Annotated in this window: 26 protein-coding genes; 17 read left to right on the top strand and 9 right to left on the bottom strand. The window is 69.1% G+C overall.

All coding sequences use genetic code 11. The features are described from left to right. Positions 1-189: 189 nt before the first annotated feature. The 5 genes from dnaB to rpsF all read right to left on the bottom strand — a co-directional run bounded on the left by dnaB (position 190) and on the right by rpsF (position 3,183). A complete protein-coding gene (gene dnaB, locus ACMV5O_RS04350; RefSeq protein ID WP_416162328.1) occupies positions 190-1,590 on the bottom strand; it encodes a replicative DNA helicase in 1,401 nt (466 codons plus the stop codon). 147 nt (positions 1,591-1,737) lie between these two features. Then, a complete protein-coding gene (rplI, locus tag ACMV5O_RS04345; RefSeq protein WP_416162327.1) occupies positions 1,738-2,187 on the bottom strand; it encodes a 50S ribosomal protein L9 in 450 nt (149 codons plus the stop codon). Positions 2,188-2,202: 15 nt separating this feature from the next. Further along, positions 2,203-2,478, bottom strand: coding sequence for a 30S ribosomal protein S18 (rpsR, locus tag ACMV5O_RS04340; RefSeq protein ID WP_002933051.1), 276 nt, complete (start codon positions 2,476-2,478; stop codon positions 2,203-2,205). Positions 2,479-2,480: 2 nt separating this feature from the next. Then, entirely contained in the window at positions 2,481-2,753 is a 273-nt protein-coding gene (gene priB, locus ACMV5O_RS04335) for a primosomal replication protein N (protein ID WP_416162326.1), read from the bottom strand. A gap of 43 nt (positions 2,754-2,796) precedes the next feature. After that, positions 2,797-3,183, bottom strand: a complete 387-nt coding sequence (rpsF, locus tag ACMV5O_RS04330) for a 30S ribosomal protein S6 (RefSeq protein WP_324538821.1) — start codon at positions 3,181-3,183, stop codon at positions 2,797-2,799. 241 nt (positions 3,184-3,424) lie between these two features. Here rpsF and ACMV5O_RS04325 point away from each other — a divergent pair, with 241 nt between their 5' ends. Next, positions 3,425-3,781: a hypothetical protein gene (locus ACMV5O_RS04325; RefSeq protein WP_416162325.1), complete on the top strand. Its 357-nt coding sequence runs from the start codon at positions 3,425-3,427 to the stop codon at positions 3,779-3,781. Positions 3,782-3,874: 93 nt separating this feature from the next. Here ACMV5O_RS04325 and hrpA read toward each other — a convergent pair whose 3' ends face one another. Continuing rightward, positions 3,875-8,203: an ATP-dependent RNA helicase HrpA gene (gene hrpA / locus ACMV5O_RS04320; protein WP_416162324.1), complete on the bottom strand. Its 4,329-nt coding sequence runs from the start codon at positions 8,201-8,203 to the stop codon at positions 3,875-3,877. 113 nt (positions 8,204-8,316) lie between these two features. Here hrpA and ACMV5O_RS04315 point away from each other — a divergent pair, with 113 nt between their 5' ends. The 11 genes from ACMV5O_RS04315 (at position 8,317) to mgtE (ending at position 18,597) form a co-directional block, all read left to right on the top strand. Further along, positions 8,317-8,835 (top strand): DUF2478 domain-containing protein, encoded by a 519-nt coding sequence (locus ACMV5O_RS04315; protein WP_416162323.1) that lies wholly within the window; start codon positions 8,317-8,319, stop codon positions 8,833-8,835. A 3-nt stretch (positions 8,836-8,838) separates the two neighbouring features. Further along, positions 8,839-9,093, top strand: coding sequence for a YkgJ family cysteine cluster protein (locus ACMV5O_RS04310; RefSeq protein ID WP_416162322.1), 255 nt, complete (start codon positions 8,839-8,841; stop codon positions 9,091-9,093). A 78-nt stretch (positions 9,094-9,171) separates the two neighbouring features. Further along, positions 9,172-9,996, top strand: a complete 825-nt coding sequence (locus ACMV5O_RS04305) for an undecaprenyl-diphosphate phosphatase (protein WP_416162321.1) — start codon at positions 9,172-9,174, stop codon at positions 9,994-9,996. 14 nt (positions 9,997-10,010) lie between these two features. Beyond that, positions 10,011-10,625: a YqiA/YcfP family alpha/beta fold hydrolase gene (locus ACMV5O_RS04300; protein ID WP_416162320.1), complete on the top strand. Its 615-nt coding sequence runs from the start codon at positions 10,011-10,013 to the stop codon at positions 10,623-10,625. Then, complete coding sequence (locus tag ACMV5O_RS04295; RefSeq protein WP_416162319.1) at positions 10,622-11,530, top strand: class I SAM-dependent methyltransferase; 909 nt, start codon at positions 10,622-10,624, stop codon at positions 11,528-11,530. Before ACMV5O_RS04300 ends, ACMV5O_RS04295 begins: the two co-directional genes overlap by 4 nt. An 85-nt stretch (positions 11,531-11,615) precedes the next feature. Beyond that, complete coding sequence (gene rarD / locus ACMV5O_RS04290; protein WP_416162340.1) at positions 11,616-12,482, top strand: EamA family transporter RarD; 867 nt, start codon at positions 11,616-11,618, stop codon at positions 12,480-12,482. Between the two features lie 133 nt (positions 12,483-12,615). Continuing rightward, positions 12,616-14,523, top strand: coding sequence for a ribonuclease catalytic domain-containing protein (locus tag ACMV5O_RS04285; RefSeq protein ID WP_416162318.1), 1,908 nt, complete (start codon positions 12,616-12,618; stop codon positions 14,521-14,523). A gap of 7 nt (positions 14,524-14,530) precedes the next feature. After that, positions 14,531-15,481 (top strand): energy transducer TonB, encoded by a 951-nt coding sequence (locus tag ACMV5O_RS04280; protein ID WP_416162317.1) that lies wholly within the window; start codon positions 14,531-14,533, stop codon positions 15,479-15,481. Between the two features lie 8 nt (positions 15,482-15,489). After that, a complete protein-coding gene (aroE, locus tag ACMV5O_RS04275; protein ID WP_416162316.1) occupies positions 15,490-16,323 on the top strand; it encodes a shikimate dehydrogenase in 834 nt (277 codons plus the stop codon). 18 nt (positions 16,324-16,341) lie between these two features. Continuing rightward, a complete protein-coding gene (mtgA, locus tag ACMV5O_RS04270) occupies positions 16,342-17,034 on the top strand; it encodes a monofunctional biosynthetic peptidoglycan transglycosylase (protein WP_416162315.1) in 693 nt (230 codons plus the stop codon). Positions 17,035-17,154: 120 nt separating this feature from the next. Then, positions 17,155-18,597 (top strand): magnesium transporter, encoded by a 1,443-nt coding sequence (gene mgtE / locus ACMV5O_RS04265; RefSeq protein ID WP_416162314.1) that lies wholly within the window; start codon positions 17,155-17,157, stop codon positions 18,595-18,597. 325 nt (positions 18,598-18,922) lie between these two features. On the opposite strand, the gene hemL is transcribed toward mgtE, so the two are convergent. The 3 genes from hemL to thiD all read right to left on the bottom strand — a co-directional run bounded on the left by hemL (position 18,923) and on the right by thiD (position 21,821). Continuing rightward, positions 18,923-20,206: a glutamate-1-semialdehyde 2,1-aminomutase gene (gene hemL, locus ACMV5O_RS04260; RefSeq protein WP_416162313.1), complete on the bottom strand. Its 1,284-nt coding sequence runs from the start codon at positions 20,204-20,206 to the stop codon at positions 18,923-18,925. A 105-nt stretch (positions 20,207-20,311) separates the two neighbouring features. Continuing rightward, on the bottom strand, positions 20,312-20,947 hold the full coding sequence (gene thiE / locus ACMV5O_RS04255; RefSeq protein ID WP_416162312.1) for a thiamine phosphate synthase: 636 nt from the start codon (positions 20,945-20,947) through the stop codon (positions 20,312-20,314). Next, positions 20,940-21,821, bottom strand: a complete 882-nt coding sequence (thiD, locus tag ACMV5O_RS04250) for a bifunctional hydroxymethylpyrimidine kinase/phosphomethylpyrimidine kinase (protein WP_416162311.1) — start codon at positions 21,819-21,821, stop codon at positions 20,940-20,942. Before thiD ends, thiE begins: the two co-directional genes overlap by 8 nt. A 114-nt stretch (positions 21,822-21,935) precedes the next feature. On the opposite strand from thiD, the gene ACMV5O_RS04245 reads away from it, so the two are divergent. The 5 genes from ACMV5O_RS04245 (at position 21,936) to ACMV5O_RS04225 (ending at position 25,628) form a co-directional block, all read left to right on the top strand. Then, positions 21,936-22,088: a rubredoxin gene (locus tag ACMV5O_RS04245; RefSeq protein ID WP_416162339.1), complete on the top strand. Its 153-nt coding sequence runs from the start codon at positions 21,936-21,938 to the stop codon at positions 22,086-22,088. Positions 22,089-22,168: 80 nt separating this feature from the next. Then, a complete protein-coding gene (locus ACMV5O_RS04240) occupies positions 22,169-22,558 on the top strand; it encodes a response regulator (protein ID WP_416162310.1) in 390 nt (129 codons plus the stop codon). Between the two features lie 24 nt (positions 22,559-22,582). Beyond that, a complete protein-coding gene (locus ACMV5O_RS04235; RefSeq protein WP_416162309.1) occupies positions 22,583-22,948 on the top strand; it encodes a response regulator in 366 nt (121 codons plus the stop codon). An 8-nt stretch (positions 22,949-22,956) separates the two neighbouring features. Then, positions 22,957-23,463: a chemotaxis protein CheW gene (locus ACMV5O_RS04230; protein WP_416162308.1), complete on the top strand. Its 507-nt coding sequence runs from the start codon at positions 22,957-22,959 to the stop codon at positions 23,461-23,463. Positions 23,464-23,513: 50 nt separating this feature from the next. Then, the gene (locus tag ACMV5O_RS04225; protein WP_416162307.1) at positions 23,514-25,628 is read left to right on the top strand and encodes a methyl-accepting chemotaxis protein; all 2,115 of its coding nucleotides are present in this window, start codon (positions 23,514-23,516) and stop codon (positions 25,626-25,628) included. The last annotated feature ends 5 nt before the right edge of the window (positions 25,629-25,633 follow it).

Genomic DNA, 25,633 nt, shown 5'->3' with positions numbered 1-25,633 from the left:
GCCTCCCCCTCCACCGCCGAATCGCCTTCCGAAGAAACCGCCGCAGCGCTGAAGAGGTGCGCATTATAGACCCCCAACAAACAACGTCAACACCAAAAAACAATCGGAAAATCTATCAACCCATAAGCTCGTGGGAGACCCGGCAGCCGTCGCCCCTCCAGGCGGGCACGCAAGGACAAGTCCGCCCGCTCAGTACATTCCCGGCGCTGCGGCGTAATTCTCGAAACGGGTGTTCTCGCCGATGAAGGTGAGGCGGACCGTGCCGGTCGGACCGTTACGATGCTTGCCAATGATCAATTCCGCCGTACCCTTGTCGGGCGAGTCCGGGTTGTAGACCTCATCGCGGTAGATGAACATGATGATGTCCGCATCCTGCTCGATCGCACCCGACTCTCGCAGGTCGGACATCACCGGGCGCTTGTTCGGGCGTTGCTCGAGGCTCCGATTGAGCTGCGACAGGGCGATGATCGGCACGTGCAGTTCCTTGGCCAGCGACTTCACCGAGCGCGAGATCTCCGACAGTTCGGAGGCGCGGTTGTCACCTTCCCGGGTGCCGCTCATCAATTGGAGGTAGTCGATCACGACCAGCCCCAGCTTGCCGCACTGGCGTGCGAGCCTGCGCACGCGCGCGCGCAGGTCGATCGGATTGAGGCCGGGCGTCTCGTCGATGAAGAGCGGCGCATCGTAGAGCTTTCCCATCGCCATCGTCAGGCGCTGCCAGTCATCATCGGTCAGGCGGCCGCTGCGGATCTTCTGCATGTCGATGCGCCCGACCGACGAGATGAAGCGCGTCGCCAGTTGGGTGCCCGGCATTTCCATCGAGAAGATCGCGACCGGCAGGCGCTGCTCGATCGCGATATGTTCGGCAAGATTGAGGGCGAACGTGGTCTTGCCCATCGCCGGACGACCGGCGACGATGATCATGTCCGAGGGTTGCAGACCCGAGGTCTTCTCATCGAGGTCAACCAAGCCGGTAGGCACGCCGGTCACCTCGGATGGATTGTCCCTGTCGTACAACTCCTGCACGCGGTCGACCACCTGCTTGAGGATGGGCTGAATGGACACGAAGCCGCTCGCATGGCGCGCACCGGCTTCGGCGATCTCGAACACCTTGGCTTCGGCCTCATCGAGCAGCGCCTTGGCGTCCTTGCCCGACGCGCTGAGGGCACTCGCGGCGATCTCGTCGCCGACGGCCACCAGCTTGCGCAGGATGGCGCGCTCGCGAACGATCTCGGCATAGCGCCGGATGTTGGCTGCAGAGGGCGTGTTGTTGGCGATCTCGGCCAGATAGGCGAGCCCGCCCGCCTGCTCGGCCTCGCCGTTTTTCTCGAGCGACTCGAACACCGTCACCACGTCGGCAGGTCGCCCCTGGTCGATGAGCCGGGTGATATGCCGATAGATGCGCCGATGATCATCGCGATAGAAATCGGCCTCGGTGGCGAGGTCTGCGACACGCTCCCAAGCCTGGTTGTCCAGCAGGATGCCGCCGATCAGGGACTGCTCGGCCTCCAGCGAATGCGGCGGCAGCTTGATGCCGGCAATCTGCGGGTCGCTGGAGTAATCGGGAAAACGGGAAGAATCGGAACTCATCGGGACACCATCCGGAGCGAAGCGGCCATTGTAGCGGTCGCACGTGAGCGCCGCGCCGCGCCGCAGGGCCGCAGCACTTCCTGGTCGCAAGCGAGCAACAAAAAGGGCTGCACGAGGCAGCCCTTCTTGCTGGAGGATGCAGCGGACTTACTGTTCGCCAACCACCGAGACGGTGATGGTGGCCAGCACGTCAGCGTGCAGCGAGACCTCGAGTTGCGTGTCGCCAACCTGCTTCAGCGGGCCGTCCGGCATGCGGATCGCGGAACGATCGATGTCGAAGCCCTGGGCAACCAGCCCTTCGGCGATGTCGGCGTTGCCGACCGAGCCGAACAGGCGGCCATCCATGCCTGCCTTGCGGGCGACCTGGACGCTGACGCCTTCCAGCTTCGCAGCAAGCTCTTGCGCAGCCGCGAGCTTTTCGGCCTGCACGCGCTCAAGCTCGGCGCGACGGGCTTCGAACTCGGCCAGGTTGGCCTGGGTGGCGCGCTTGGCCTTGCCCTGCGGGATCAGGAAGTTGCGGGCATAGCCGTCCTTGACCTTGACCACGTCACCGAGGCCGCCGAGGTTCACCACCTTCTCGAGAAGAATGATCTGCATGGGTTCGTTCTCCTCTTACTGGTGCAGGTCGGTGTAGGGCATCAGGGCCAGGAAGCGGGCACGCTTGACCGCCACCGACAGCTGACGCTGATAACCCGCCTTGGTACCGGTGATGCGCGCCGGCATGATCTTGGCGTTTTCGGTGATGAAGTCCTTCAGGATGTCCACATCCTTGTAGTCGACCTCCTCGATCTTCTCCGCGGTGAAGCGGCAGAACTTGCGACGCTTGAACAGACCACGACCACCACGGTCGTCCTTCTTCTTGAACTTGGATTTGGGCTTGAAGGCCATTTTCAGTTTCCTTCGAGAAATTCGATTGTGTTCAGATGCAGAACCGGGGTTCGACTGCGCAGACTCTTCGCGGCGAGAAATCCGGTGGCGCGCAGCGCACTGCCCGGAACCGCCGCAGCCAGCACCGCCGCCAGATCGCCCAGCGCCACCGCCTGCACTTCCACCGAAACGTCGCGGCTCAAACCCGCTTCGACTTGTTTCGATTCGTGCGCCAGGATGCAACTCACAACTGGCACACCGGCAGGCGTTCGACGCAGCGGCAGCACTTCGGCCACACGCGCATCGAGGCGCAGTTCGTTCAGACCCGGCTCAGGCAACTCAGGCGGCAGCGGCTTCGCTGTCGGCCGGCTTGGCTTCGTCGGACCCGGTGCTCAGCGAGCGCGACTTCTCTTCCTTCATCATCGGTGAAGGCGTGGTGACCGCCTTCTTCATCTTGATGGTGAGGTGGCGCAGCACAGCGTCGTTGAACTTGAACGCGTGCTCGAGTTCGGCCAGCGTCTCGCCGTCGCACTCGATGTTCATCAGCACGTAGTGGGCCTTGTGCACCTTCTGGATCGGGTAGGCCATCTGACGGCGACCCCAGTCTTCCAGGCGGTGGATCTGACCGTTGCGGCTGGTCACGATGGTCTTGTAGCGCTCGACCATTGCCGGAACCTGTTCCGACTGGTCCGGGTGGACGATGAATACGATTTCGTAGTGTCGCATGCAGACTCCTTGCGGTTGAGTGAAGCAGCCCCCCGGCATGCGAATCCGGTGGAGCAAGGGAAGCCGAAGACTATAACAAGAAACCCTGCAAAATCAAAGCAACGCCTTTCGCGCGCCAGCAGCAAGGTGTCGCTTACAAAATCCTGCTTACATTCACGACCCCCATGAAACCCGCGCCACACCTACCATTCGCTCATCGGGGCGTTGCCCTGCAACACAACAACGCAAAACGAGGCAGACCATGAAGGCCACTCTTACCCAGAAACTGCTCACCACCGTGCTGTGTGGCGGCCTGCTCATCAGCGCCGGCGCCGCCGAGGCGCGCGGCGATCGCGACCATCGCGGCTGGGACAAGCACAAGTATTCGCACAGCTACAAGTACAAGGAGAAGCATTCGCACAAGCGCGGCCATCGCGGCTGGGACGAACGCCGCGTGGTGCATGAGCGCGTGATTGTGCACGAACGTCCGCGCCATTACCGCGAGACGGTGGTGCACAATCACTATTACGAGCCCGCCTACCGCCCGTACAGCTACAGCCGCTCACCGGCGGTGGTGATCGGTGTCGACATCCCGCCGATCGTCATTCCGCTGCGCTGAGGCGACGAAAGAGCGCCGCCCGCGAATCGCCATCGACGCCGCAGGCGATGCGCGCATGTCGGGCCAACCCGTCGTCCCGCGCGTTCCGTTGCTTTAGTACGTTCGGCTGTCCCAGATCTTCTGCAGACGCTTGACCGACACCGGCATCGGCGTCTTCAGTTCCTGCGCGTAAAGCCCTACGCGCAGTTCCTCCAGCAGCCAGCGGAATTCCTCCAGCGCCGGATCCTCCACGCCCGCCCGCCGGCGGGCGTTGCGCTCGCGCTCCCAGGCCTGGGCGAGCGACTTCCACTCGGCCATGAGTTGCGCGTCGCGCGCCGGATTGTTGCGAAGTTTGTCGAGTCGCACCGAAGCGCCCTTGAGGTAGCGCGGGAAGTGCGCCAGCTTGTCCCACTCGAAGGCGACGAGGAAATCCTTCGGCAGCAGCGCGCCGAGCTGGGCCTGGATGTCGGCGACCACCTCGGGGAAGGACTTCAGGCCGGACAGCCGCTTCTGCAGCGCCGCATGCTCGACCAGCAGCTGGGCGGTGAGCCGCATGAACTCCTGCGCGACCAGGCTCACACGCGACTTGGCCTCCGCGCAGCGCTTCGCGAACGCGTCCGCATCCGTCGGCAAGGGCTCGAGCAGGCAGCAGCGGCTCAGCGTCGCCTCGACCAGGCGGGCCTTGAGTTCGGCTTCGGTGCCGAAGCTCATGTACTGCAGCGCCAGTTCGCGCAGGCCGGGCAGACGCTCGACCGCGCGCACCTGATCCTTGAGGTTGAGCGCGAACAGGCGCGCGAGGCCACGTCGATGCACGCGCGCGGCCTCCTCGGGCGTGTCGTGGGGGCGCAGCGAGACGCTGCCGCCATCGTCGTGCAACGCGGGAAAGCCGATCACCTCGCGGCCGGCGACGCGCACCTCGAGCAGCTCGGGCAGGGCGCCGAAGGTCCAGGCGGTGAAGCCGGACAGCGCCTGCGCCGGCAACTCGACTGGCGCGGCGCCTTCGTCCTCCGCCTTGCCGCGCCCCTTGCGCCCCGCCGCCCCATCCTCACCCGCGGCGGCGCTGGACCGCCCGCGACCGCCCGCCTCGCCAGCCGCCGCGCTCCGCCCCCGGCCGCCGGCGCCCCGTGCGCCCTCACCACGGCCCTCGCCACGCCCTTGCCCCGCAGCCGCCTCCGCATCCCCGACGCTCGCGGCCGACAGCGCGCCCGCGAGCGCACCGCCGATCTTCGCCGTCGAGAAGCGCGCCGCCACCTGCTCGCGGAAGCGTGCGCGCAGCTCCATCAGGTTGCGCGACTGCCCCATCACGCGGCCGTGCTCGTCGATGACGCGGAAATTCATGAAGCAGTGCGGCTTGAGGTTCTCGGCGCGAAAGCTCTCCAGCGGCAGCTTGAGTTGCACGCGCTCCTCGACGAAGCGCTGCAGCATCTTCAGCAGCGGCTCATCGGTGTCGAACGCGCCGGCCTCGAAAGCCGCCATGAAGGCCGCCGCGCTCTCGGCCACCGGCTGCAGGCGGTGGCGGTGCTTCTGCGGCACGGTCTTCATCAGCGCGGCGACCTTCTCTTCCAGCAGGCCGGGCACCAACCACTCGCAGCGGTTGGCGGGGATCTGGTTGAGCATGGCCAGCGGCACGGCGAGCGTGACGCCGTCGTCGGCCTCGCCGGGCTGATGCAGGTAGGCGAGCTTCAGCTTCTGCCCCAGCACCTCCAGCGCCGGCGGGAAGCGGTCGGTGGTGACGCCTTCGGCCTCGTGGCGCATCAGCTGCTCGCGCGACAGGTGGAGCAGCTTCGGCTCGGTCTTCTCAGCTTTCTTCCGCCACGCCTCCAGGCCGGCGACATCGCAGACGTCTTCCGGGATCTTGCTGTCGTAGAAGGCCTCGATCAGGGTCTCATCCACCAGCACGTCGGGGCGGCGCGACTTGTGCTCGAGGCGCTCGATCTCCGCCACCAGGCGCTGGTTGTGGGCGAGGAAGGCCATCGCGCGCGCCGGCCCCTCGGCGATCTCGCCCTGCACCAGGCCCTCGCGGATGAAGAGCTCGCGGCACAGCGCCGGGTCGATGTCGCGATAAGCCACGCCGCGGCGCGGATAGATCACCAGACCGTACAGCGTGCCGCGCTCCCAGGCGCGCACCGCGCCCGAGGACTTCGACCAGTGCGGCTCGAAAACCTGGCGCTTGATCAGGTGGCTACCGACCTCCTCCACCCACTCCGGCTCGATGCGCGCGATGCAGCGGCCGAACAGGCGCGAGGTCTCGACCTGCTCCGCGGCCATGATCCACTTGCCGGCCTTCTTTGCGAGCGCCGAGCCGGGATGCGGCCAGAACTTGATGCCGCGCGCGCCCAGATACGAACCCGCCTGCGGGCCCGAGGCGTCCTCCACCTTGCAGCCGATGCTGCCGAGCAGGCCGGCGAGCAGCGCCTTGTGGATGGCCTCGTAGTTCGCCGGCTGTTCGTTTTCCTTCCAGCCGTGCTCCGCGCATAGCGAATGCAGCTGGGTGAACACGTCGCGCCACTCGCGCATGCGCATGTAGTTCAAGAAATGCTTCTTGCACCAGGCCTTCTGCTTGCTGGAGGACTCGTGGCGCTGGACCTCGTCCCAGGCCTTCCACAGGTGCCAGTACCACAGGAACTCGGACTTCTGGTCCTGCTCGCCGCCGCGGAACTTCGCGTGCGCCTGGTCGGCGGCGCCGGGACTGTCCTGCGGGCGCTCGCGCGGGTCCTGCACCGACAGCGCGGCGGCGATCACCAGCAGCTCGGCCAGTGCGCCGCGGTCGCGCGCAGCGAGGATCATGCGGCCGATCCGCGGGTCGAGCGGCAGCTTGGCAAGCTCGTGCCCAATCGGCGTGAGCTTGCGCTCATCGTCATCGCTGACCGCGCCGAGCTCGGCGAGCAGCGCGTAACCGTCGCCGATCAGGCGCGATCCGGGCGCGTCGAGGAAGGGGAAATCCTCCACCGCCCCGAGCCTCAAGGCCTTCATGCGCAGGATCACCCCGGCGAGCGAGGAGCGCAGGATCTCGGGGTCGGTGTGCGGCTGACGGCGCTTGAAGTCGTCCTCGTCGTACAGGCGGATGCAGATGCCGTCCATCACCCGCCCGCAGCGCCCGGCACGCTGCTGCGCGGCCGATTGCGCCACCTTCTCCACCTGCAACTGCTCGACCTTGTTGCGCGGCGAATAGCGCTTGATGCGCGCCAGGCCCGTGTCGACCACGTAGCGGATGCCGGGCACGGTCAGCGAGGTCTCGGCAACGTTGGTCGACAACACCACGCGGCGTCCGTTGGAGGGCGAGAACACCCGTGCCTGCTCCTGCGCCGACTGGCGCGCGAACAGCGGCAGGATCTCGGTGCCCGGCAGGTGGTGAGCCTTCCTCAGCGCCTCGGCGGCCTCGCGGATCTCGCGCTCGCCGGGCAGGAAGACCAGCACGTCGCCGGGGCCGCAGCGCTGGGCCTCGTCGACCGCATCGACCAGCGCCTCCATCAGGTCGCGGCTCTTGTCCCTTGCGCCGTCCTTGCCCCCCTTGGCGGCGCCTCGTGCGGCCGCGGCAGGGTCGATCTCCTCGCTCTCCACTGGCCGGTAACGCATCTCGATCGGATACAACCTTCCCGACACCTCGATCACCGGCGCCGGCTTGCCCGCGGCGTCGGCAAAATGCCTGGCGAAGCGCTCGGCATCGAGCGTCGCCGAGGTCACCACCACCTTCAGGTCCGGCCGGCGCGGCAGCAGGGTCTTCAGGTAGCCGAGCAGGAAGTCGATGTTCAGGCTGCGCTCGTGCGCCTCGTCGATGATCAGGGTGTCGTAGGCAGCCAGCAGCGGGTCGGTCTGGGTCTCGGCGAGCAGGATGCCGTCGGTCATCAGCTTGATGTGGCTGCGCTCGCTGGTCTTGTCGGTGAAGCGGATCTTGTAGCCCACCACCTGGCCGAGCGGGCTGTTGAGCTCCTGCGCGATGCGGCTGGCGGTGGCGCGCGCCGCCAGCCGGCGCGGCTGGGTGTGGCCGATCAGGCCGGCGACACCGCGCCCCAGCGTCAGCGCGATCTTGGGCAGCTGAGTGGTCTTGCCCGAGCCGGTCTCGCCACAGACGATGATGACCTGGTGCGCGGCGAGCGCGTCGGCGATCTCGTCACGACGGGCGGATACCGGCAGCTCGGACGGGAAGTCCGGCACCGGCAGCGCCGCGCGGCGGGCGAGCAGCGCCGCGCGCGAGCGTTCGAGCAGCGCATCCAAGTCCGCCTGCAGGCGCGCCTGTCGATCGGCGACCGTAGCGGGCCCCGGCCCGCGCGCATCCTCGGCGGAACGGGGCGCTTGCGACACCGCCTTGCCCGCGCCGGCAGCGCGCGGCGGGCGCGCCAGATCGCGCGCCATGCGGCGCAGGCGCGGCCGATCGGCGCTCAGGCAGTCGTCGAAAGTCGGCAGGTCGGACGGGCGCCGTGCGCCCCGGTGTTCAGCCCTCATGGATCCGTTTCAGCGTCGTCAGGGCGCGCATTATCCTCCGCATCGTCGCCTTGTTGGCGCCGCGGTGCGACAATGACCGCCGTCCCTGCACGCGCTGCAAGCCGAGCCCGATCATGTCCGCCCACGCCATCGCCGCCGTCGTCTACAAGCCCACCGACAACATCGAGGCCTTGCTCGCCGAGGCCGCGCGCACGCTCGCCGCTCGCGGCATCAAGCTCGGCGGTGTGCTCCAGCACGACATCGCCTCGGTGCCCGACGACCCCTGCGCGATGGAACTCGAGAACCTCGAGACCGGCGAGAGCATCCCGCTGTCGCAGGATCTGGGCAGCGGCTCGGTGTCGTGCCGCGTCGACCCCGATGCGCTCGCGCGCGGCTCGATCGCGGTGCGCGGCGCCCTGTCGCGCGGCGCCCAGCTCATCATCATCAACAAGTTCGGCGCCCAGGAGGCCTTCGGCGCCGGCCTGCGTGACGAGATGGGCGAGGCCGTGCTCGCCGGCGTGCCGCTGCTGACCGCCGTGGGCGAACGCTTCCTCGACGACTGGGCGCAATTCACCGGTGGCGAATGCAGCCTGCTGCCACCCGCCCTCGACGCCATCCTCGGCTGGTGGTCCGAGTTGCAGACCGGCGGCTGAGCGGTGGACTGCCGCCCCGGCTGCGCCGCCTGCTGCATCGCGCCATCGATCTCCTCACCCATCCCCGGCATGCCCGCGGGCAAGCCCGCCGGCATGCGCTGCATCCAGCTCGACGCCGCCAACCGCTGCCGGCTGTTCGGCGACCCGCGCCGGCCAGCGGTGTGCGCCAGCCTGCAGCCCGCGATCGACATGTGCGGCGACAGCGCTGCACAGGCGATGCACTTCCTGGCCCGGCTCGAGATCATGACCTCCGGCTGAAGTGTGCCGCATCGACACCGCAACGCAACATCCCGCCCGCTATAATCGCGCGCTTTCCCGACCCAACCTGGCTGCTGCATGGACGTCTCCCTCCTCCTCGTCGCCCTCGTCCTCGGCATCGTCGAAGGCCTGACCGAATTCCTGCCGGTGTCCTCCACCGGCCACCTGATCATCGTCGGCGACCTGCTCGGCTACAACGACGACACCAGCAAGGTGTTCAAGATCGTCATCCAGCTCGCCGCCATCCTCGCCGTGTGCTGGGACTACCGCGAGCGCCTGATCCGGGTCGCCACCGGCCTGCCTACCCAGCCCAGCGCGCAACGCTTCGTGTGGCTGTTGTTCATCGGTTTCCTGCCCGCGGCCATCCTCGGCCTGATGTTCCACTCCACGATCAAGGGCCTGCTGTTCAACCCGATCACGGTGGCGACCGCGCTGGTGGTCGGCGGCCTCATCATCCTGTACGTGGAAAAGCGCGCTTACCACCCGCGCATCAACGACGTGGACGACATGCGCTGGCCGGATGCGCTCAAGGTCGGCTTCGCCCAGGCGCTGGCGATGATCCCCGGCACCTCGCGCTCGGGCGCCACCATCATGGGCGGCCTGATCTTCGGCCTTTCGCGCAAGACGGCGGCGGAGTTCTCCTTCTTCCTGGCGATCCCGACCATGTTCGCCGCCACCGCCTACGATCTGTACAAGAACTGGGCGCTGCTGCGACTCGAGGACCTGCCGGTGTTCGCGGTCGGCTTCATCGCCTCCTTCTTCGCCGCCATGTGGGCGGTGAAGGGCTTCATCCGGTTCATCTCCAACCACACTTTCATCGTCTTCGCCTGGTACCGCATCGCGTTCGGCCTCTTCGTGCTCGCAACCTGGTACTTCGGCTGGGTGGAATGGTCCGAACCCTGAACGGGAGAAACGCAATGATCATTTATCTGCACGGTTTCCGCTCCGCCCCGGCGTCGATCAAGGCGCGGGCCCTGAGGGCACGCATGGTCGAGCGAGGCCTTGCCGACCGCTTCTGGTGCGAACAGTTGCCGGTGTCGCCACGCGCCGCAATCGCCCTGGCCGAGGCCGAGATCGCCCGCGCCCGTGCTGCGGGCCTTAGCCCCACGCTGGTCGGCAGCTCGCTTGGCGGCTACTACGCCACCTGGCTCGCCGAACGCCACGCGCTGCGCGCGGCGCTGGTGAATCCGGCGGTGGTCGCGCCGCTCGAGCTCGGCGCCTACGTCGGCATGCAGGACAACATGTACACCGGCGACCGCTTCGAGTTCACCCGCGAGCACCTCGACGAATTGCGCGCAATCGAGGTGCCCACCATCACCCATCCCGAACGCTTCTGGCTGCTGGTCGAAACCGGCGACGAAGTGCTCGACTACCGTCATGCGGTCAGCAAATATGCCGGCGCCCACCAGACCGTGCTCGAAGGCGGCGATCACGGCTTCTCGCGCTGGAACGACTATCTGGACGCGGTGATTGCCTTCGCCGGACTCGGCGAACGAGCGCCGGTTACCGGCCCCGACACGGACGGGGCATGATGGACAAGCCCGACCGCAGGTCACGGCCGACCGTCGCCACCCCGGGGCCGGCGGCGGCCGTCCCCGGCTTCGATGCGCGCCGCTTCAAGGCCATGGAGCGCGCCGGTTTCAACCGCATCGCCGCACGCTATGCCGACGGCGCCCATCTGCGCGCCGACCTCGCCAACGCGCTGCTCGAGGCCGCCTCGCTCGCGCCCGGCCAGCGTGTGCTCGACCTCGCCAGCGGCCCCGGCCTGCTTGCGGGCGCGGCCGCCCTGCGCGTCGCCCCCGGCGGCAGCGTGTTCGCCACCGACATCGCCGAAGGCATGCTCGCCGAAGGCGCGCGCCGCTGCGGCGGACACGACGACACGCCCTGCTTCGCCGCCGCCGATGCCGAGCAGCTGTGTCTGGCCGACGCCAGCATGGACCGCGTGCTCGCCGGCCTGGCGCTGTTCATCTTCCCGCAGCCCGCGCGCGCGCTGGCCGAGATGCACCGCGTGCTGGTGCCGGGCGGGCGCCTTGCGCTGTCGGTCTGGGCCGAACGCGAGCATGTGCCCCTGATCCACCGCGCTCAGGACTGCATCGCCCGCCTGCTGCCGCCGCCCAAGGTCGCACGGCCGTCGGTGTTCCGCTTCGGCGCGCCGCAGCTGCTCGAAACCACCCTCACCGCCGCCGGCTTCGACGACATCGACATCCGGCCGTGCGCCTTCGCCTGCCACTTCGACGATGCCGAGGCCTACTGGCAGGCCTTCCTCGACCTCGCCGGCGGCGCCGCCGAGGCCCTCGGCCGCCTGCCCGAGCCAACGCAGCAGGCCCTGCGCGCGGCGGTCATCGAAGATCTCGAGCCGCATCGCTGCGACGATGGTCGCGGCGGCTACCTGCTGCCGGCGCGCACCCTGGTCGCCGTCGCCCGCCGCCCGCACTGACGCCAACGCGGAAGCCCCCTTGCCAGACACCTCCCCCTCGCGGCCCGCCCCGGGCACTGCAGCCGACACCGCCGCCCGCAACGGCATGCTCGCCGCCCTCGGCGCCTTCCTCATCTGGGGGCTGGCGCCGCTGTACTTTCGCGCCATCGGCAGCGTGCCGCCCTTCGAGATCGTCGCCCACCGCATGCTGTGGTCGGCGCTGTTTCTCGCCGCCCTGATCGCCGTCCTGCCCTCGACCGGAGGCTTCGCCCGCGTGCGCGGCGTCCTCGCGCAGCCGCGCCTGGTCGGCCTGCTCGGCTTCACCGCGCTCCTCACCGGCAGCAACTGGCTGGTCTTCATCTGGGCGATCGACGCCGGCCGCCTGCTCGAGGCCAGCCTGGGTTACTTCATCAATCCGCTGGTGAGCGTCGCCCTGGGGGCGCTGTTCCTGGGCGAGCGCCTGCGCCCGCTGCAGGCCCTGGCGGTGGCGATCGCCTGCGCCGGCGTGGCGTGGCGCGTGTGGCAGCTCGGCGGCCTGCCGTGGATCCCGCTCTTCCTGGCCGGCACCTTCGGCCTCTACGGCCTGCTGCGCAAGCGCGCGCCGGTCGAGGCGGTGAGCGGGCTCTTCATCGAGACCCTGCTGGTCGCCCCGCTCGCCCTCGGCTGGCTGCTGTGGCTGCAGCACCACGGCAGCCTGAGCTTCGGCAGCGGCGCCCACACCGACTGGCTGCTGGCGCTCACCGGCATCCTCACCGCGGTGCCGCTGATGCTGTTCGCCATCGGCGCCCGCCGCCTGCCCCTGGCCACCGTCGGCTTTCTCCAGTACATCGCGCCCAGCCTCAACTTCGTGGTCGCGGTGTGGCTGTTCCGCGAGCCCTTCGACACCACCCAGCTGATCGGCTTCGCCCTCATCTGGCTTGCGCTTGCGCTGTATTCGGCCGACCTCGTGCGCGCCGCGCGCGGGCGGCGCTGAAGCATCCGGATAGGCCTCGAGCGGAACGGCCCTGGCTGCCGCCGCATCAAAGCCGGGTAGCGGTGACGCGCTTTTGGGGCAAGTGCGCCGAATCCAGTAAACTAGCGAGCTTGCTTTCACCAGGCGGATGCCGATGTTCGTGCTGTATGAAGAGGACGGAGCCTTCAAGGCCGGCACGATCCTCGCCGATAACGAAGCCACGCTGCAGATCGAGAACACCCACGGCAAGCGGGTGAAGCTCAAGCGCGCCCATGTGCTGCTCGAGTTTCGCGAACCCGGCCCCGGCGAGTTGCTCAAGCGCGCCGAGGCCGGCGCCGACGAGCTCGACATCGAGTTCCTGTGGGAGGTGTGCGGCGACGAGGAGTTTGCCTTCGCCGACTTCGCCGCCGAATACCAGGGCCACAGCCCGACCGCGGTCGAATCCGCCGCCCTGCTGCTGCGCCTGCACGCTTCGCCGATCTGGTTCCATCGCAAGGGCAAGGGGCGTTTTCGCAAGGCGCCCGCCGACATCCTGCAGGCCGCGCTGGCCGGCCTCGAGAAGAAGCGCCAGCAGGCCGCCGCGATCGAGCACATGCGCAGCGAGCTGGTCGGCGGCCGCCTGCCGGCCGAGCTCGCCGCGCTGCTGCCGCAGGCGCTCTACCGCCCCGACCGCAACCGCGCCGAGATCAAGGCCCTGGAAGCCGCCTGCGTGGACACCGGGCTGTCGGCCGCGCGCCTGCTGCTCAAGTGCGGCGCGCTCGCCTCCAGCTACGACTTCCACTACAACCGCTTCCTGTTCGAACACTTCCCCGAGGGGCCGGCCTTCCCGCCGTTCGAGCCGGCGACCCTGCCCGACGGCCTGCCGCGGGCCGAGGTCGCAGCCTTCTCGATCGACGACGCCTCGACCACCGAGATCGACGACGCCTTCTCGGTGAGCCCGCGCGCCGAGGGCGGCTGGCGCATCGGCATCCACATCGCGGCGCCGGCGCTGGGCTTCGCGCGCGGCTCCGGGCTCGACGCGATCGCCCGCCGCCGCCTGTCCACGGTCTACATGCCGGGCAACAAGATCACCATGCTGCCCGACGAGGTCGTGCAGACCTTCACGCTGGCCGCTGGCCGCGACTGTCCGGCGGTGTCGCTCTACCTCGACATCACGCCGGGGCTGGCGATCGTGGGCGAAGAGAGTCGCGTCGAGTCCGTGCCGATCGTCGCCAACCTGCGCCACCACGACATCGAGCCGCTGTTCAATGACGACACCGTCCATGGCGAGGGGCCGGACTTCCCGTGGAAGCGCGAACTCACGCTGCTGTGGGACCTCGCCACCGTGATGGAGGCCGGCCGCGGCAAGGCGGCCGGCAACGAGGACCGCATCGACTTCGGCTTCAGCGTGGACTGGATGCAGGACACGGCCGACGGCCCCGGCCGGGTCAGCATCGGCCGGCGGCTGCGCGGCTCGCCGATGGACAAGCTGGTGGCCGAGATGATGATCTACGCCAACATGACCTGGGGCAAACTGCTCGACAGCGCCGGCATCCCCGGCCTGTATCGCGCCCAGGGCGGCGGCAAGGTGCGCATGACCACGGTCGCCGCGCCGCACGAGGGCCTGGGGGTGGACTGCTACGCATGGTCGAGCTCGCCGCTGCGCCGTTACGTCGATCTGGTCAATCAATGGCAGATCGTTTCGGTGCTGCAGGGCGGCGCACCCGCCTTCGCCCCCCGTTCGGCCGACCTGATGGCGGCGCTGCGCGACTTCGAGCTCACCTATGCCGAGTACGCCGAGTTCCAGCGCGGCATGGAGCGCTACTGGTGCCTGCGCTGGCTACGCCAGCACAGCCGCGGCGAGGTCGAGGCCACCGTGTTGCGCGAGAATGTCGTGCGCCTGACCGAGATCCCGCTCGTGTTCCGCGTGCCGTCGATGCCGCTGCAGATACCGGGCAGCCGCGTCAAGCTGTGCGTCGAGCGCACCGACCTGCTCGACGTCGAGGTCGACGCGCGCTTCGTCCGGACCCTGTCCGAACCCGATCCGGAAACCATCACGGAATCCGGCTTCGGCTTCGCCTGACGAGCCCATGCGCGCGGCCACCACCCCGCCCCCCGCCCTGCCGGCCGGCGCCGGCAACAGCGGGCGGGGTCGGCCCAACGGCCACCTCAGGGGCCGGCTGCGCCGCCTCGGCGGCCCTCTGCTGCTGGCCGCGTTTGCGCTGTCGATCGGCCTGCACGGGCTGCTGCTGCTGATCCAGTTCCGCCTGCCCGAGAGCAAGCCGACGCGCGACAAGGGCCTGGAGGTCGTGCTCGTCAATACCCGCCACGCCCAGGCGCCGGACAAGCCGGAGGTGCTGGCGCAGACCAACGTCGACGGCGGCGGCAACACCGAACAGGACGCGCGGCCGAGCACCCCGCTGCCGCCGCAGCCCAACCGCCAGGACGGCGATGCGCTGGTCGAAGCCAAGCGCCGCACGCCCGAGCCGGTACGCGAGCAGAAGCAGGTCATCACGCGCGAGAAAGCACCGGCAAAGGTCGCCGCCGCGCCGAAGAAGGTCGAACAGCCGGTGCCCACGCCCGAGCCCACGCCCACCATCAGCGGTCTCGACCTGCTCGACAGCGCCGCCGCCGTGGCCCGCCTCGAGGCCGAGATCGACCGCGACCTGCAGGACCTCGCCAAGCGCCCGCGCAAGAAGTTCATCGGCGCACGGGCGCAGGAATACCGCTTTGCGCAGTACGTCGAGGACTGGCGGCTGAAGGTCGAACGCGTGGGCACGGTCAATTACCCCGAGGCCGCGCGCGGCAAGCTTTACGGCAGCCTGCTACTGTCGGTGACGATCCGCGCCGACGGCTCGGTGGACAAGGTCGGCGTGCAACGCAGCTCCGGCCACCCGGTGCTGGACGAGGCCGCGCTGCGCATCGTCCGGATGGCGGCGCCCTACGCCCCCTTTCCGCCCGACATCCGCAAGGACTACGACGTCATCGAGATCACCCGCACCTGGACCTTCACCAACAGCGACCAGGTGCGCGCCAACTGAGGACCGCCATGGACCGCTACGCCGTCGTCGGCAACCCCATCGCTCATAGCCGCTCGCCGCAGATCCACGCTGCCTTCGCCCGCCAGACCGGCCAGGCGCTGCGCTACGAAGCCCTGCTCGCACCGGTCGACGGCTTTGCCCGCACCGTCGCCGACTTCCGCGCCCACGGCGGCCGTGGCCTGAACGTCACCGTGCCCTTCAAGCTCGAGGCCTTCGCGCTGGCCACCCGGCGCACGCCGCGGGCAGAGATGGCGGGCGCGGTCAATACCCTCGCCTTCGAGGCCGACGCCATTCTCGGTGACAACACCGACGGCGCCGGCCTGGTGCGTGACCTCGAGGCCAATCTCGGCTTGGCGCTCGCCGGCTGCCGCATCCTGCTGCTGGGGGCGGGCGGCGCCTGCCGCGGCGCGCTGCTGCCGCTGCTCGCCAGCCAGCCCGCGGCGCTGACCATCGCCAACCGCAGCGTGGACAAGGCCGCCGCCCTGGCCGCGCTGTTCGCCCCCGAGGCCGGCGCAGCGACGCTCGACGCCTGCGGTTTCGACGCCCTCGCCGGGCGCCGCTTCGACCTCGTCATCAATGCCACCTCCGCCAGCCTCGCCGGCGCGCTGCCGCCGCTGCCGCCCGGCCTGTACGCCGAGGGCGCGCTCGCCTACGACATGATGTACGGCCGTGGCGACACCCCCTTCATGGCGGCCGCGCGCGCCGACGGCGCCGCCCGCGTCGCCGACGGGCTCGGCATGCTGGTCGAACAGGCGGCCGAGAGCTTCACCCTGTGGCGCGACGTGCGCCCCGACACCGCACCGGTGCTGGCCGAACTGCGCCGCCAGATCGATGGCAGCTGAGACGGGCCGGCAGATGCCATGCGTCGCGCATTGAGCTGGCTCGGCCGCGGCCTTGTCGTCGCGCTGCTGTTGCTGCTGTTCTGGCAGGCGGTGATCTTCACCCAGGTCATCTGGTGGAGCCGCTTCGACCCGGGCAGCACCAGCTTCATGCGCATGCGCCTGGCCGAACTGCGCAAGACTGAGCCCAAGGCGCAGCTCAGGCACGAATGGGTGCCCTACGAGCGCATCTCGCTCCACCTCAAGCGCGCGGTGGTCGCCGCCGAGGATGACCGCTTCCTCGACCACCAGGGCTTCGACTGGGAAGGCATCCAGCGCGCGCTCGAGCGCAATGCCGAGCGCGGCCGGCTGGCCGCCGGCGGCTCGACGATCAGCCAGCAACTGGCCAAGAACCTCTTCCTGTCGCCCTCGCGCAGCTGGCTGCGCAAGGGCCAGGAGGCGGTGATCACGCTGATGATCGAGGCCACCTGGGACAAGCGCCGCATCCTCGAGGTGTATCTGAACGTCGCCGAATGGGGTAACGGCGTGTTCGGCGCCGAGGCGGCGGCACGCCACTACTACGGCCGCTCCGCCGCCAGCCTGGGGCCGTCCGAGGCGGCGCGCCTGGCCGTCATGCTGCCCAACCCCCGCCTCTACGAGCACCGTTTCGGCCCCCGCATGGCGGCCCACGCCAGCCGCGTGCAGCGGCGCATGATCCACTCGCAGGTGCCCTGAGGCCGCACAAGGGGGATTTCACTCGCGCCCACACGATCAGGGTCGCGTGTGCCGGCCCGAGCCCGTAGAATTCCGGTTTTCCGCCCCGCCCGCCCCGCTTCCCCTTCACAAGGCCGTGCGATGACCGAGCCCGAAGAACTCCATCCCGACGACGTCCAGCACCACCTGCGCGAAGTGCAGGAACTGCTCGCCCGTCAGAAGGTGGTGGAAGACCTCGTGCACCGCCAGGACATGCCGCGCCACGAGCTGGTGGAGAGCCTGGTGCACAAGCAGCACGAGGCGGGGCTGCGCGCCAAGCTCGAGAGCCTGCACCCGGCCGACATCGCCTACATCCTCGAGGCCCTGCCGCGTGACGAGCGCCTGTACGTGTGGGACCTGGTCAAGGCCGAGCGCGACGGCGAGATCCTGCTCGAGGTCTCGGACGCGGTCCGCGAGTCGCTGATCGAGACCATGGCGCCCGAGGAGCTGAAGGCGGCGGCCGAGTCGCTCGACGCCGACGAGCTTGCCGACCTCGCCCCCGACCTGCCGCCGGAGGTCATCCAGGACGTCTTCCAGTCGCTCGACAGCGAGGGCCGCGAGCAGCTGCGCACGGCCATGTCCTACCCCGAGGACTCGGTCGGCGCACTAATGGACTTCGACATGGTGACGGTGCGCGACGACGTCACGCTCGAGGTCGTGCTGCGCTACCTGCGCCGCTTCGATGAACTGCCCGACCATACCGACAAGCTCTTCGTGGTCGACCGCGAGGATCACCTGAAGGGCATCCTGACGCTCGAATCCCTGCTCATCAACGACCCCGAACTCGAGGTCGGCGATGTGATGCGCGCGGAGACGGTGATCAGCTTCACCCCCGAGGACGAGGCCGACGAGGCGGCCCAGGCCTTCGAGCGCTACGACCTCGTGTCGGCGCCGGTGGTCGACGGCGAGAAGCGCGTGATCGGCCGCCTGACGGTGGCCGACGTGGTCGACTTCATCCGCGAGGAATCCGAGGCCGAGATCCTCAGCCATGCCGGACTGCGCGAGGAGGAGGACATCTTCGCCTCGGTGTGGAGTTCGGTGAAGAACCGCTGGGCCTGGCTGGCAATCAACCTGGTCACGGCCTTCATCGCCTCACGCGTGATCGGCGCTTTCGAGGGCTCGATCGAGAAGCTGGTGGCGCTCGCCGCGCTGATGCCGATCGTCGCCGGCATCGGGGGCAACTCGGGCAATCAGACGATCACCATGATCGTGCGCGCGATCGCAATGGGCCAGGTCGAGCAGTCGGCAATGAACCGCCTGCTGAAGAAGGAGCTCGGCGTGGCGCTGTTCAACGGCCTGGTGTGGGGCAGCCTGCTCGGTGTGCTGGCGTGGTGGCTCTATGGCAACGCCGAGCTGGGGGTGGTGATGACGGCGGCGATGACCCTGAACCTGCTGCTGGCCGCGAGCGCCGGCGTGCTGATCCCGATGATCCGCATCCGCCTGGGGGCCGACCCGGCGCTGGGGAGCTCGGTGCTGATCACTGCGCTTACCGATTCGGGCGGCTTCTTCATCTTCCTGGGGCTGGCGACGCTGTTCCTGCTTTGAGGGAGATGTCTCCGCTCAACCGCTCGCTGCGGGGAGGCGCACGGGGTATTCCTTCCGGGGCTGCGGAACTCGCTTCGCTCGGACAGTCCTCGCCCCTTCAGGAACACCCCGCACGCCTCCGAGAAGCGTGAGTGTTGCCCAACGGAAACCAAGAATCGACGAACACTTATGGTTTTACTGCCTCGGGATACGCGAGGCGGTAGCCGGGTATGTGTGGGGCATTCGTGAAGAGGCGAGGACTGTCCGAGCCCGAAGGGCGAGTTCCGCAGCCTCGGAAGGAATGCCCCACGCAGCCCCGGCGGGTTTCATGCAAGCGCTGGAACAATCAGCCCAGCTTCGCAAACACCTCGCGCGCCGCTGCAACCGTCGCATCGATCTCCGCCTCGCCATGCGCCGCCGACACGAAGCCCGCCTCGAAGGCTGAGGGCGCGAAGTAGTGGCCGGCCTCCAGCATGGCGTGAAAGAAGCGATTGAAGCGCTCCCTGTCCGAGGCCATCACGTCGGCAAATGACGCCGGCACCTTGTCGGCGAAATAGACACCGAACATGCCGCCCACCGAATCCGCACTGAAGCAGACGCTGGCATCGCGCGCCGCGGCTGAAAGGCCGGACACCAGGCGCTGCGCCCGCGCCGCCAGGCTGTCGTAGAAGCCGGGCGCGCGCGTCAGCTTCAGCGACACCATGCCTGCCGCCACCGCCACCGGGCTGCCCGACAATGTGCCGGCCTGGTAAACGCTGCCGAGCGGGGCGATCTTCTCCATGATGTCGCGGCGGCCGCCGAAGGCGCCCACCGGCATGCCGCCGCCAATCACCTTGCCCAGCGTGGTGAGGTCGGGGGTGATGCCGTACAGACCCTGCACGCCCTGCGGGCCGACGCGAAAGCCGGTCATCACCTCGTCGAAGATCAGCACCGCACCGTAGTCGGTGCAGATGCGGCGCAGGCCCTCGAGGAAGCCCTGCTGCGGCTTTACCAGGTTCATGTTGCCCGCCACCGGCTCGACGATGATGGCGGCAATCTCGCTGCCGCGCGCCTTGAACACGTCCTCGACCTGCTGCAGGTCGTTGAAGTCGAGCACGATGGTGTGCTTGGCAAAGTCGGCCGGCACGCCGCCCGAGGACGGGTTGCCGAAGGTCAGCAGGCCGGAGCCGGCCTTCACCAGCAGGCTGTCGGCGTGGCCGTGGTAGCAGCCCTCGAACTTGACGATCGCGTCGCGGCCGGTGAAGCCGCGCGCCAGCCGGATCGCGCTCATCGTCGCCTCCGTGCCGGAGCTGACCAGGCGCACCATCTCCACCGAGGGCAGCAGCTCGCAGATCAGTTCGGCCATCTCGACCTCGCTCTCGGTCGGTGCGCCGAAGGACAGGCCCTTCAAGGCCGCCTCGCGCACCGCCTCGACGATGGCCGGGTGGGCGTGGCCGGCGATCGCCGGCCCCCAGGAGCCGACGTAGTCAATGTAGTCCTTGCCGTCGGCGTCCCACACGCGGGCGCCTTCGGCGCGCGCAAGGAAGCGCGGCGTGCCGCCCACCGAGCGAAACGCGCGCACCGGCGAATTGACGCCGCCGGGAATGGTCTGCTGGGCGCGCTGGAAGAGGGTTTCGTTACGACTGGTCATGGTGCGTTCGTCCTGGACTGCTTGCGAAAGCCGACATTGTGGCGCCCGCATGCGGGCCGGGTCCACCGTCCACATCAAGAACGGCCGCTGCGCCGGCGCGCGGGATCAGAACAGGCGGCGGTAGGCCTGGGCGCGCGCGGCAGGGTCGGTCGCGCCGAAGACGTCGTTGACCACCGCCAGCAGATCGGCCCCGGCGTCAAGCACCTCGGCCGCGTTGTCGAGCGTGATGCCGCCGATCGCCGCCACCGGCAGGCCGAGTTCGCGCCGCGCACGCGCGATCAGCCCGAAGGGTGCGGGCGGCGCATTCGGCTTCGTCTGCGACGGAAACATCGCGCCAAAGGCGATGTAGTCGGCGCCCACCGCCGCCCCCTCGGTAGCGCGTGCCCAGTCCGCATAGCAGGTGAGGCCGAGGATGCGGTCCGCCCCCAGGGCCAGCCGGGCGGCGGCGGGCGCGCCGTCGTCGCGCCCGAGATGGGCGCCGTCGGCGTCGAGCTCGAGCGCCAGCGCGAGGTCGTCGTTGATGATGAAGGGCACGCCGGCGCGCCGGCACAAGGCCTGCAGCGCGCGCGCCTGGACGCGGCGCAGGGCGGCGTCGGCCGCCTTGTTGCGGTACTGCAGCAGCACCGGGTGGCCGGCAAGCACACGCTCGGTACGCGCGAGCAGGCGCACGGTGTCCGCCTCGTCCGGGGTCACGGCATAGAGTCCGCGCAGGCCCGCGCGCCCGGTCCGCAGCTCAGACATCGTCGCCGGCGCGGCCACGCGCCCAGAAGAAACGATCGGGCAAAGCCCGTCCCATGCCGACGCGATAGGCGTGGCGCAGGCTCTGCTGGGTGAACTCCTGCGCCTCGCGCACGGCCTCGGGCAGTTCCATGCCATGCGCCAGGGCGGCTGCCGCAGCCGCTGCCAGGGTGGCGCCGGCGCCGAGGAAGGGGCCGGGCAGGCGTGGCCAGGCGTCGGTGCGCACCACGCCCTCGTGGCCGAACAGCGTGTTGACCACCTGCGGCCCGTGTGCCGCGCTGCCGGTGAGCAGCACGAACTCGGTGCCGCTGCCCAGCAGGCGCGCCAGGACCTCGTCGCCGACCAGCTCCGCAATCGCCTCGTCGAATGCGGCCTCTTCGTCGTACTGCTCTGCCCGCGGCTCCTCATCGGCCATGCCGGCAAGGACCCACAGATCATGGTAGCCGCCGACCAGCAGCGTGCACTGCGGCAGGATGAGGTCAGCCAGCGCGGGGGCGATCTCCTCGCCCGCGTCACCGAGCAGCACCGCCGCATGCAGTACCGGCTCGACCACCATGGGCACATCCGGGTAGTCCGACAGGATCTCGGCGATGAGGGCGATGTTCTCCACGCTGCCGCAGAAACCGAGCTTGAACGCCGCCACCGGCACGTCCTCGAGGATCGCGCGCGCCTGCGTGACGAGCAGCTCGGGCTCGGTCGGCCACACGTCGTCGATGCCGCGGGTGTCGCGCACCAGGGCCGCCGTCTGCACCGGCAGCGGGTGGCAGCCCATGCTTGCCAGGGTCAGCATGTCGGCCGCCAGGCCGCCGCCGCCGGTGGCATCGGCCGCCGACAGGCACAGTACGCTGGGCGGATTGTCGGGAATCGCGATTGGCATGAACGAGAAATGCGCCACGGGGGGCGGCTGGGTGAATGCGGTAAGATGCGGCGAATTCTACCGCCAACCCTCAAGTCACGCCGAACCATGGCCGATAACGACTACAAGACTTACATGTGCCTGATCTGCGGCTTCATCTACGACGAAGCCGCCGGCCTGCCCGAGGAAGGCATCGCGGCGGGCACACGCTGGGAAGACGTCCCGCCGAACTGGACCTGCCCCGAGTGCCACGCGCGCAAGGAAGACTTCGAAATGGTGGAGATCTGATCTGCCGGGGGTGGCGGTGACCCGCCTTCCGGCACTGGCTCTTTCACCCCTTTTTCACCCTATCGCAGCAGGAACGCAGCATGGATATTGCCGGGTTGAAGGTCATGGTCATCGACGACAGCAACACCATCCGCCGCAGTGCCGAGATCTTCCTCGGCCAGGCGGGCTGCGAGGTCCTGCTCGCCGAGGACGGCTTCGACGCCCTGGCGAAGATCACCGACCACCACCCCGATGTGATCTTCGTCGACATCATGATGCCGCGTCTGGACGGCTATCAGACCTGCGCGCTGATCAAGAAGAATCCTCGCCTGTCATCGACGCCGGTGATCATGCTGTCGTCCAAGGACGGCCTGTTCGACCGCGCGCGCGGTCGCATGGTGGGTTCGGACGAGTACCTCACCAAGCCCTTCACCAAGGACAGCCTGCTCAAGGCCGTCGCCAGCCATGGCGCGCGCAGCCGCGCGCGCTGAACGCTCATACGCAGGACCCAGACGATGCCGATCCGCAAGATTCTCGTGGTGGACGACTCGCCCACCGAGCGCCTCGCACTGCACGAAGTACTGACCCGCAACGGCTACCTGGTCGTCACCGCCGACAGCGGCGAGGAGGCGATCACGCGCAGCCAGGCCGACAAGCCCGACCTGATCCTGATGGACGTCGTGATGCCGGGCATGAACGGCTACCAGGCCACGCGCACCATCTCGCGCCACGACGACACGCGCGACATCCCGATCATCATGTGCACCAGCAAGGGGCAGGAGACCGACCGGATCTGGGGCATGCGCCAGGGCGCCTTTGCCTACCTGGTGAAGCCGGTCGACCATGACGAACTGATCGCCCGCATCCGGGCGATCGGCTGAGGCCGGCGATGGCTCGCAGCAGCCTGCGCGAATTCCAGGAGCGGCTCGCCCGCCGGCTGGCAGAGGCCCGCACGGCAGAGCGGCGCGGCCTGCTCGGTTTCCAGTGCGGCAGCGAGCATTGGCTGATCGAGCTTGCCGAGGCCGGCGAAATCCTGCCCTCGCCGCCGCTGTCGACGGTGCCGCTGACCCGCCCCTGGTATCGCGGCCTGGCCAATGTGCGCGGCACCCTGTACGGCGTAGTCGACTTCGCGCAGTTCAACCAGCAAGCACCGATCGTCCCCGCCGGACGGGCCCGCCTGCTGCTGGTGGGCGCACGGCACGGCATCCACTGCGCGCTGCTGATCTCGGCCTCGACCGGCCTGCGCAGTCACGAGGACTTCGAGGCCGACCCGGTGCCCGACCCGCGCCCCTGGGTTGCCCGCCGCTGGCGCGACCTGCAGGGGCGCCCCTGGCTGCAGATCGACGTCGCGCGCCTCCTCGCTCACCCGGACTTCCTCGACGCCGGGCTCGAATGAGTCCTGCCGCGCGAGCGCCGACCTACACTGATGGACTTCGAGTACAAGCAATGGCCCTGAAACTGTTCGCCAGCAAGAAAGAGACGCCCCCCGACGTCGCCGGCACCGAGTCGAGCACCATCATCGACATCGGCACACCGCGCAACGCGCCCGCAGCCGCAGCGGCCGAGGGATCGCTCACCGCGCGGCTGAGCCGCCTGGGCATCGTGTTCGCCCTCCTCGCCACCACCAGCGTCGGCCTGCTCGTGCACCAGGGTCGGCAGGCCGCGGATGCCACCCTGCAGGTGAGCGCGGCGAGCGAGTTGCAGACCCTGTCGCAGCAGATCGCCAAATCGGCGCAGCTCGCCCTGCGCGGCAACCAGGCCGCGATCGCCGAGCTCGACGTCGCCCGCAACCGCTACAGCGGCCTGCTGCAGGCCCTCGAGGAGGGCGGCACGGTGGGCGGCACCCGGCTGCCCGCGGCGCCGTCCGCGATCCGCCCCCAGCTGCAGCAGCTCGGTGAAGCCTGGCAACAGACCGAGCGCAATTCGGGCGAACTGGTGAGACAGGCCGAGGGCCTGGTCGCGCTCGGCAGCGCAGCATCCACGCTCGAGAGCCGGGCGGCCGAGCTCGCCCTGCTCGGCGAGCAGATCGCGGCCTACACCCTGCGCAGCGGCGCCGCGGCGAGCGAGATCGCCGCGGCGCATAGCCTGGTTCCGCTCGTGCAGCGCATCGCCGCCGGCGTGCGCGCGATACAGGCTGCCGACACCATCGACGCCGAGGTGGCGATGCGCTTCGGCCTGGACACCGACGACCTGCGTGCCTACCTCGCGCTGCTGCAGCGCATGCCGGCCGACCCCGAGCTGCGGCGCCAGATCGCCGCCTTCGACGAGGGCTCGCAGCCGCTGCTGAAGACCGTGGTCGAGCTGCTCGGCGACATCCAGCCCCTGACCTCGGCCAAGCAGGCCGGCAGCCAGATCTTCGACGACTCCGTGCCGCTGCTCGCGCGCAGCGCGGCCGTCACCGAGGCGCTGACGCTCAACTCGCGCGGCTTCACCCTGTGGCACGGGCTCGCCGCGGTCAGTGCGCTGCTCGCCGTGCTGGTGCTGGTGCAGATGGTGCGCGCCTACGGCAACGACGTCGCCGCCCGCCGGCTCGAGGCCGAGCGCCAGCGCCAGCAGGCCGAGGGCGAACGCAACCTCACCCAGCAGGCGATCCTGCGCCTGATGAACGAGATGGGCGATCTCGCCGACGGCGACCTCACCGTGCGCGCCACCGTCACCGAGGACATCACCGGCGCGATCGCGGACTCGGTCAACTACACCATCGAGGAGCTCTCCGTGCTGGTGCGCCGCATCAACGACGCCGCCACGCGCGTGACCTCGGCCACCGAGGCGGCGCAGAAGACCTCGGCCGAGCTGCTGTCGGCCACCGAGCGTCAGTCGCAGGAGATCGAGGACGCGGGCAACAGCGTGCAGCGCATGGCGCAGTCGATGACCGAATCCTCGGAGCGCGCGCTGCAGTCGGCCCGGGTCGCGCGCAGCTCGCTCGATGCCGCGCGCAAGGGCGCGGACGCGGTGGAGAACACCATCCGCGGCATGAACGACATCCGCAGCCAGATCCAGGAGACGGCCAAGCGCATCAAGCGCCTGGGCGAATCCTCGCAGGAGATCGGCGAAATCGTCGAGCTGATCTCGGACATCACCGAACAGACCAACGTCCTTGCGCTCAATGCGGCGATCCAGGCCGCCTCGGCCGGCGAGGCCGGGCGTGGCTTCACCGTCGTCGCCGAGGAGGTGCAGCGCCTGGCCGAACGCTCGGCCGAGGCCACCAAGCAGATCGCAGCGATCGTCAAGACCATCCAGACCGACACCCAGGACGCGGTCGGCGCGATGGAAAACGCCACCCGCAACGTGGTCGAGGGGGCCCAGCTGTCGGACGCCGCCGGCCAGGCCCTGTCCGAGATCGGCCAGGTCTCGCTCGAGACGGCGCGCCTGATCGAGCAGATCTCGCTCGACACCCAGCAGCAGGCCGCTGCCGCCGGGGGCGTGGCCGCCAGCATGAAGGACATCCTCAGCATCACCGAACAGACCACCCTCGGCACCAAGCAGACGGCCGTCTCGATCGGCCAGCTCGCCGAACTCGCCGTCGAGCTCAAGGGCTCGGTGTCGGGCTTCAAGGTCTGAGTGAC

The organism is Thauera sp. WH-1, assembly GCF_047806685.1.
In the GTDB taxonomy this organism is placed as follows: Bacteria; Pseudomonadota; Gammaproteobacteria; order Burkholderiales; family Rhodocyclaceae; genus Thauera.
The sequence above is the reverse complement of the archived record's forward strand: the minus strand, read 5'-3'. Positions and strand labels throughout refer to the sequence as shown.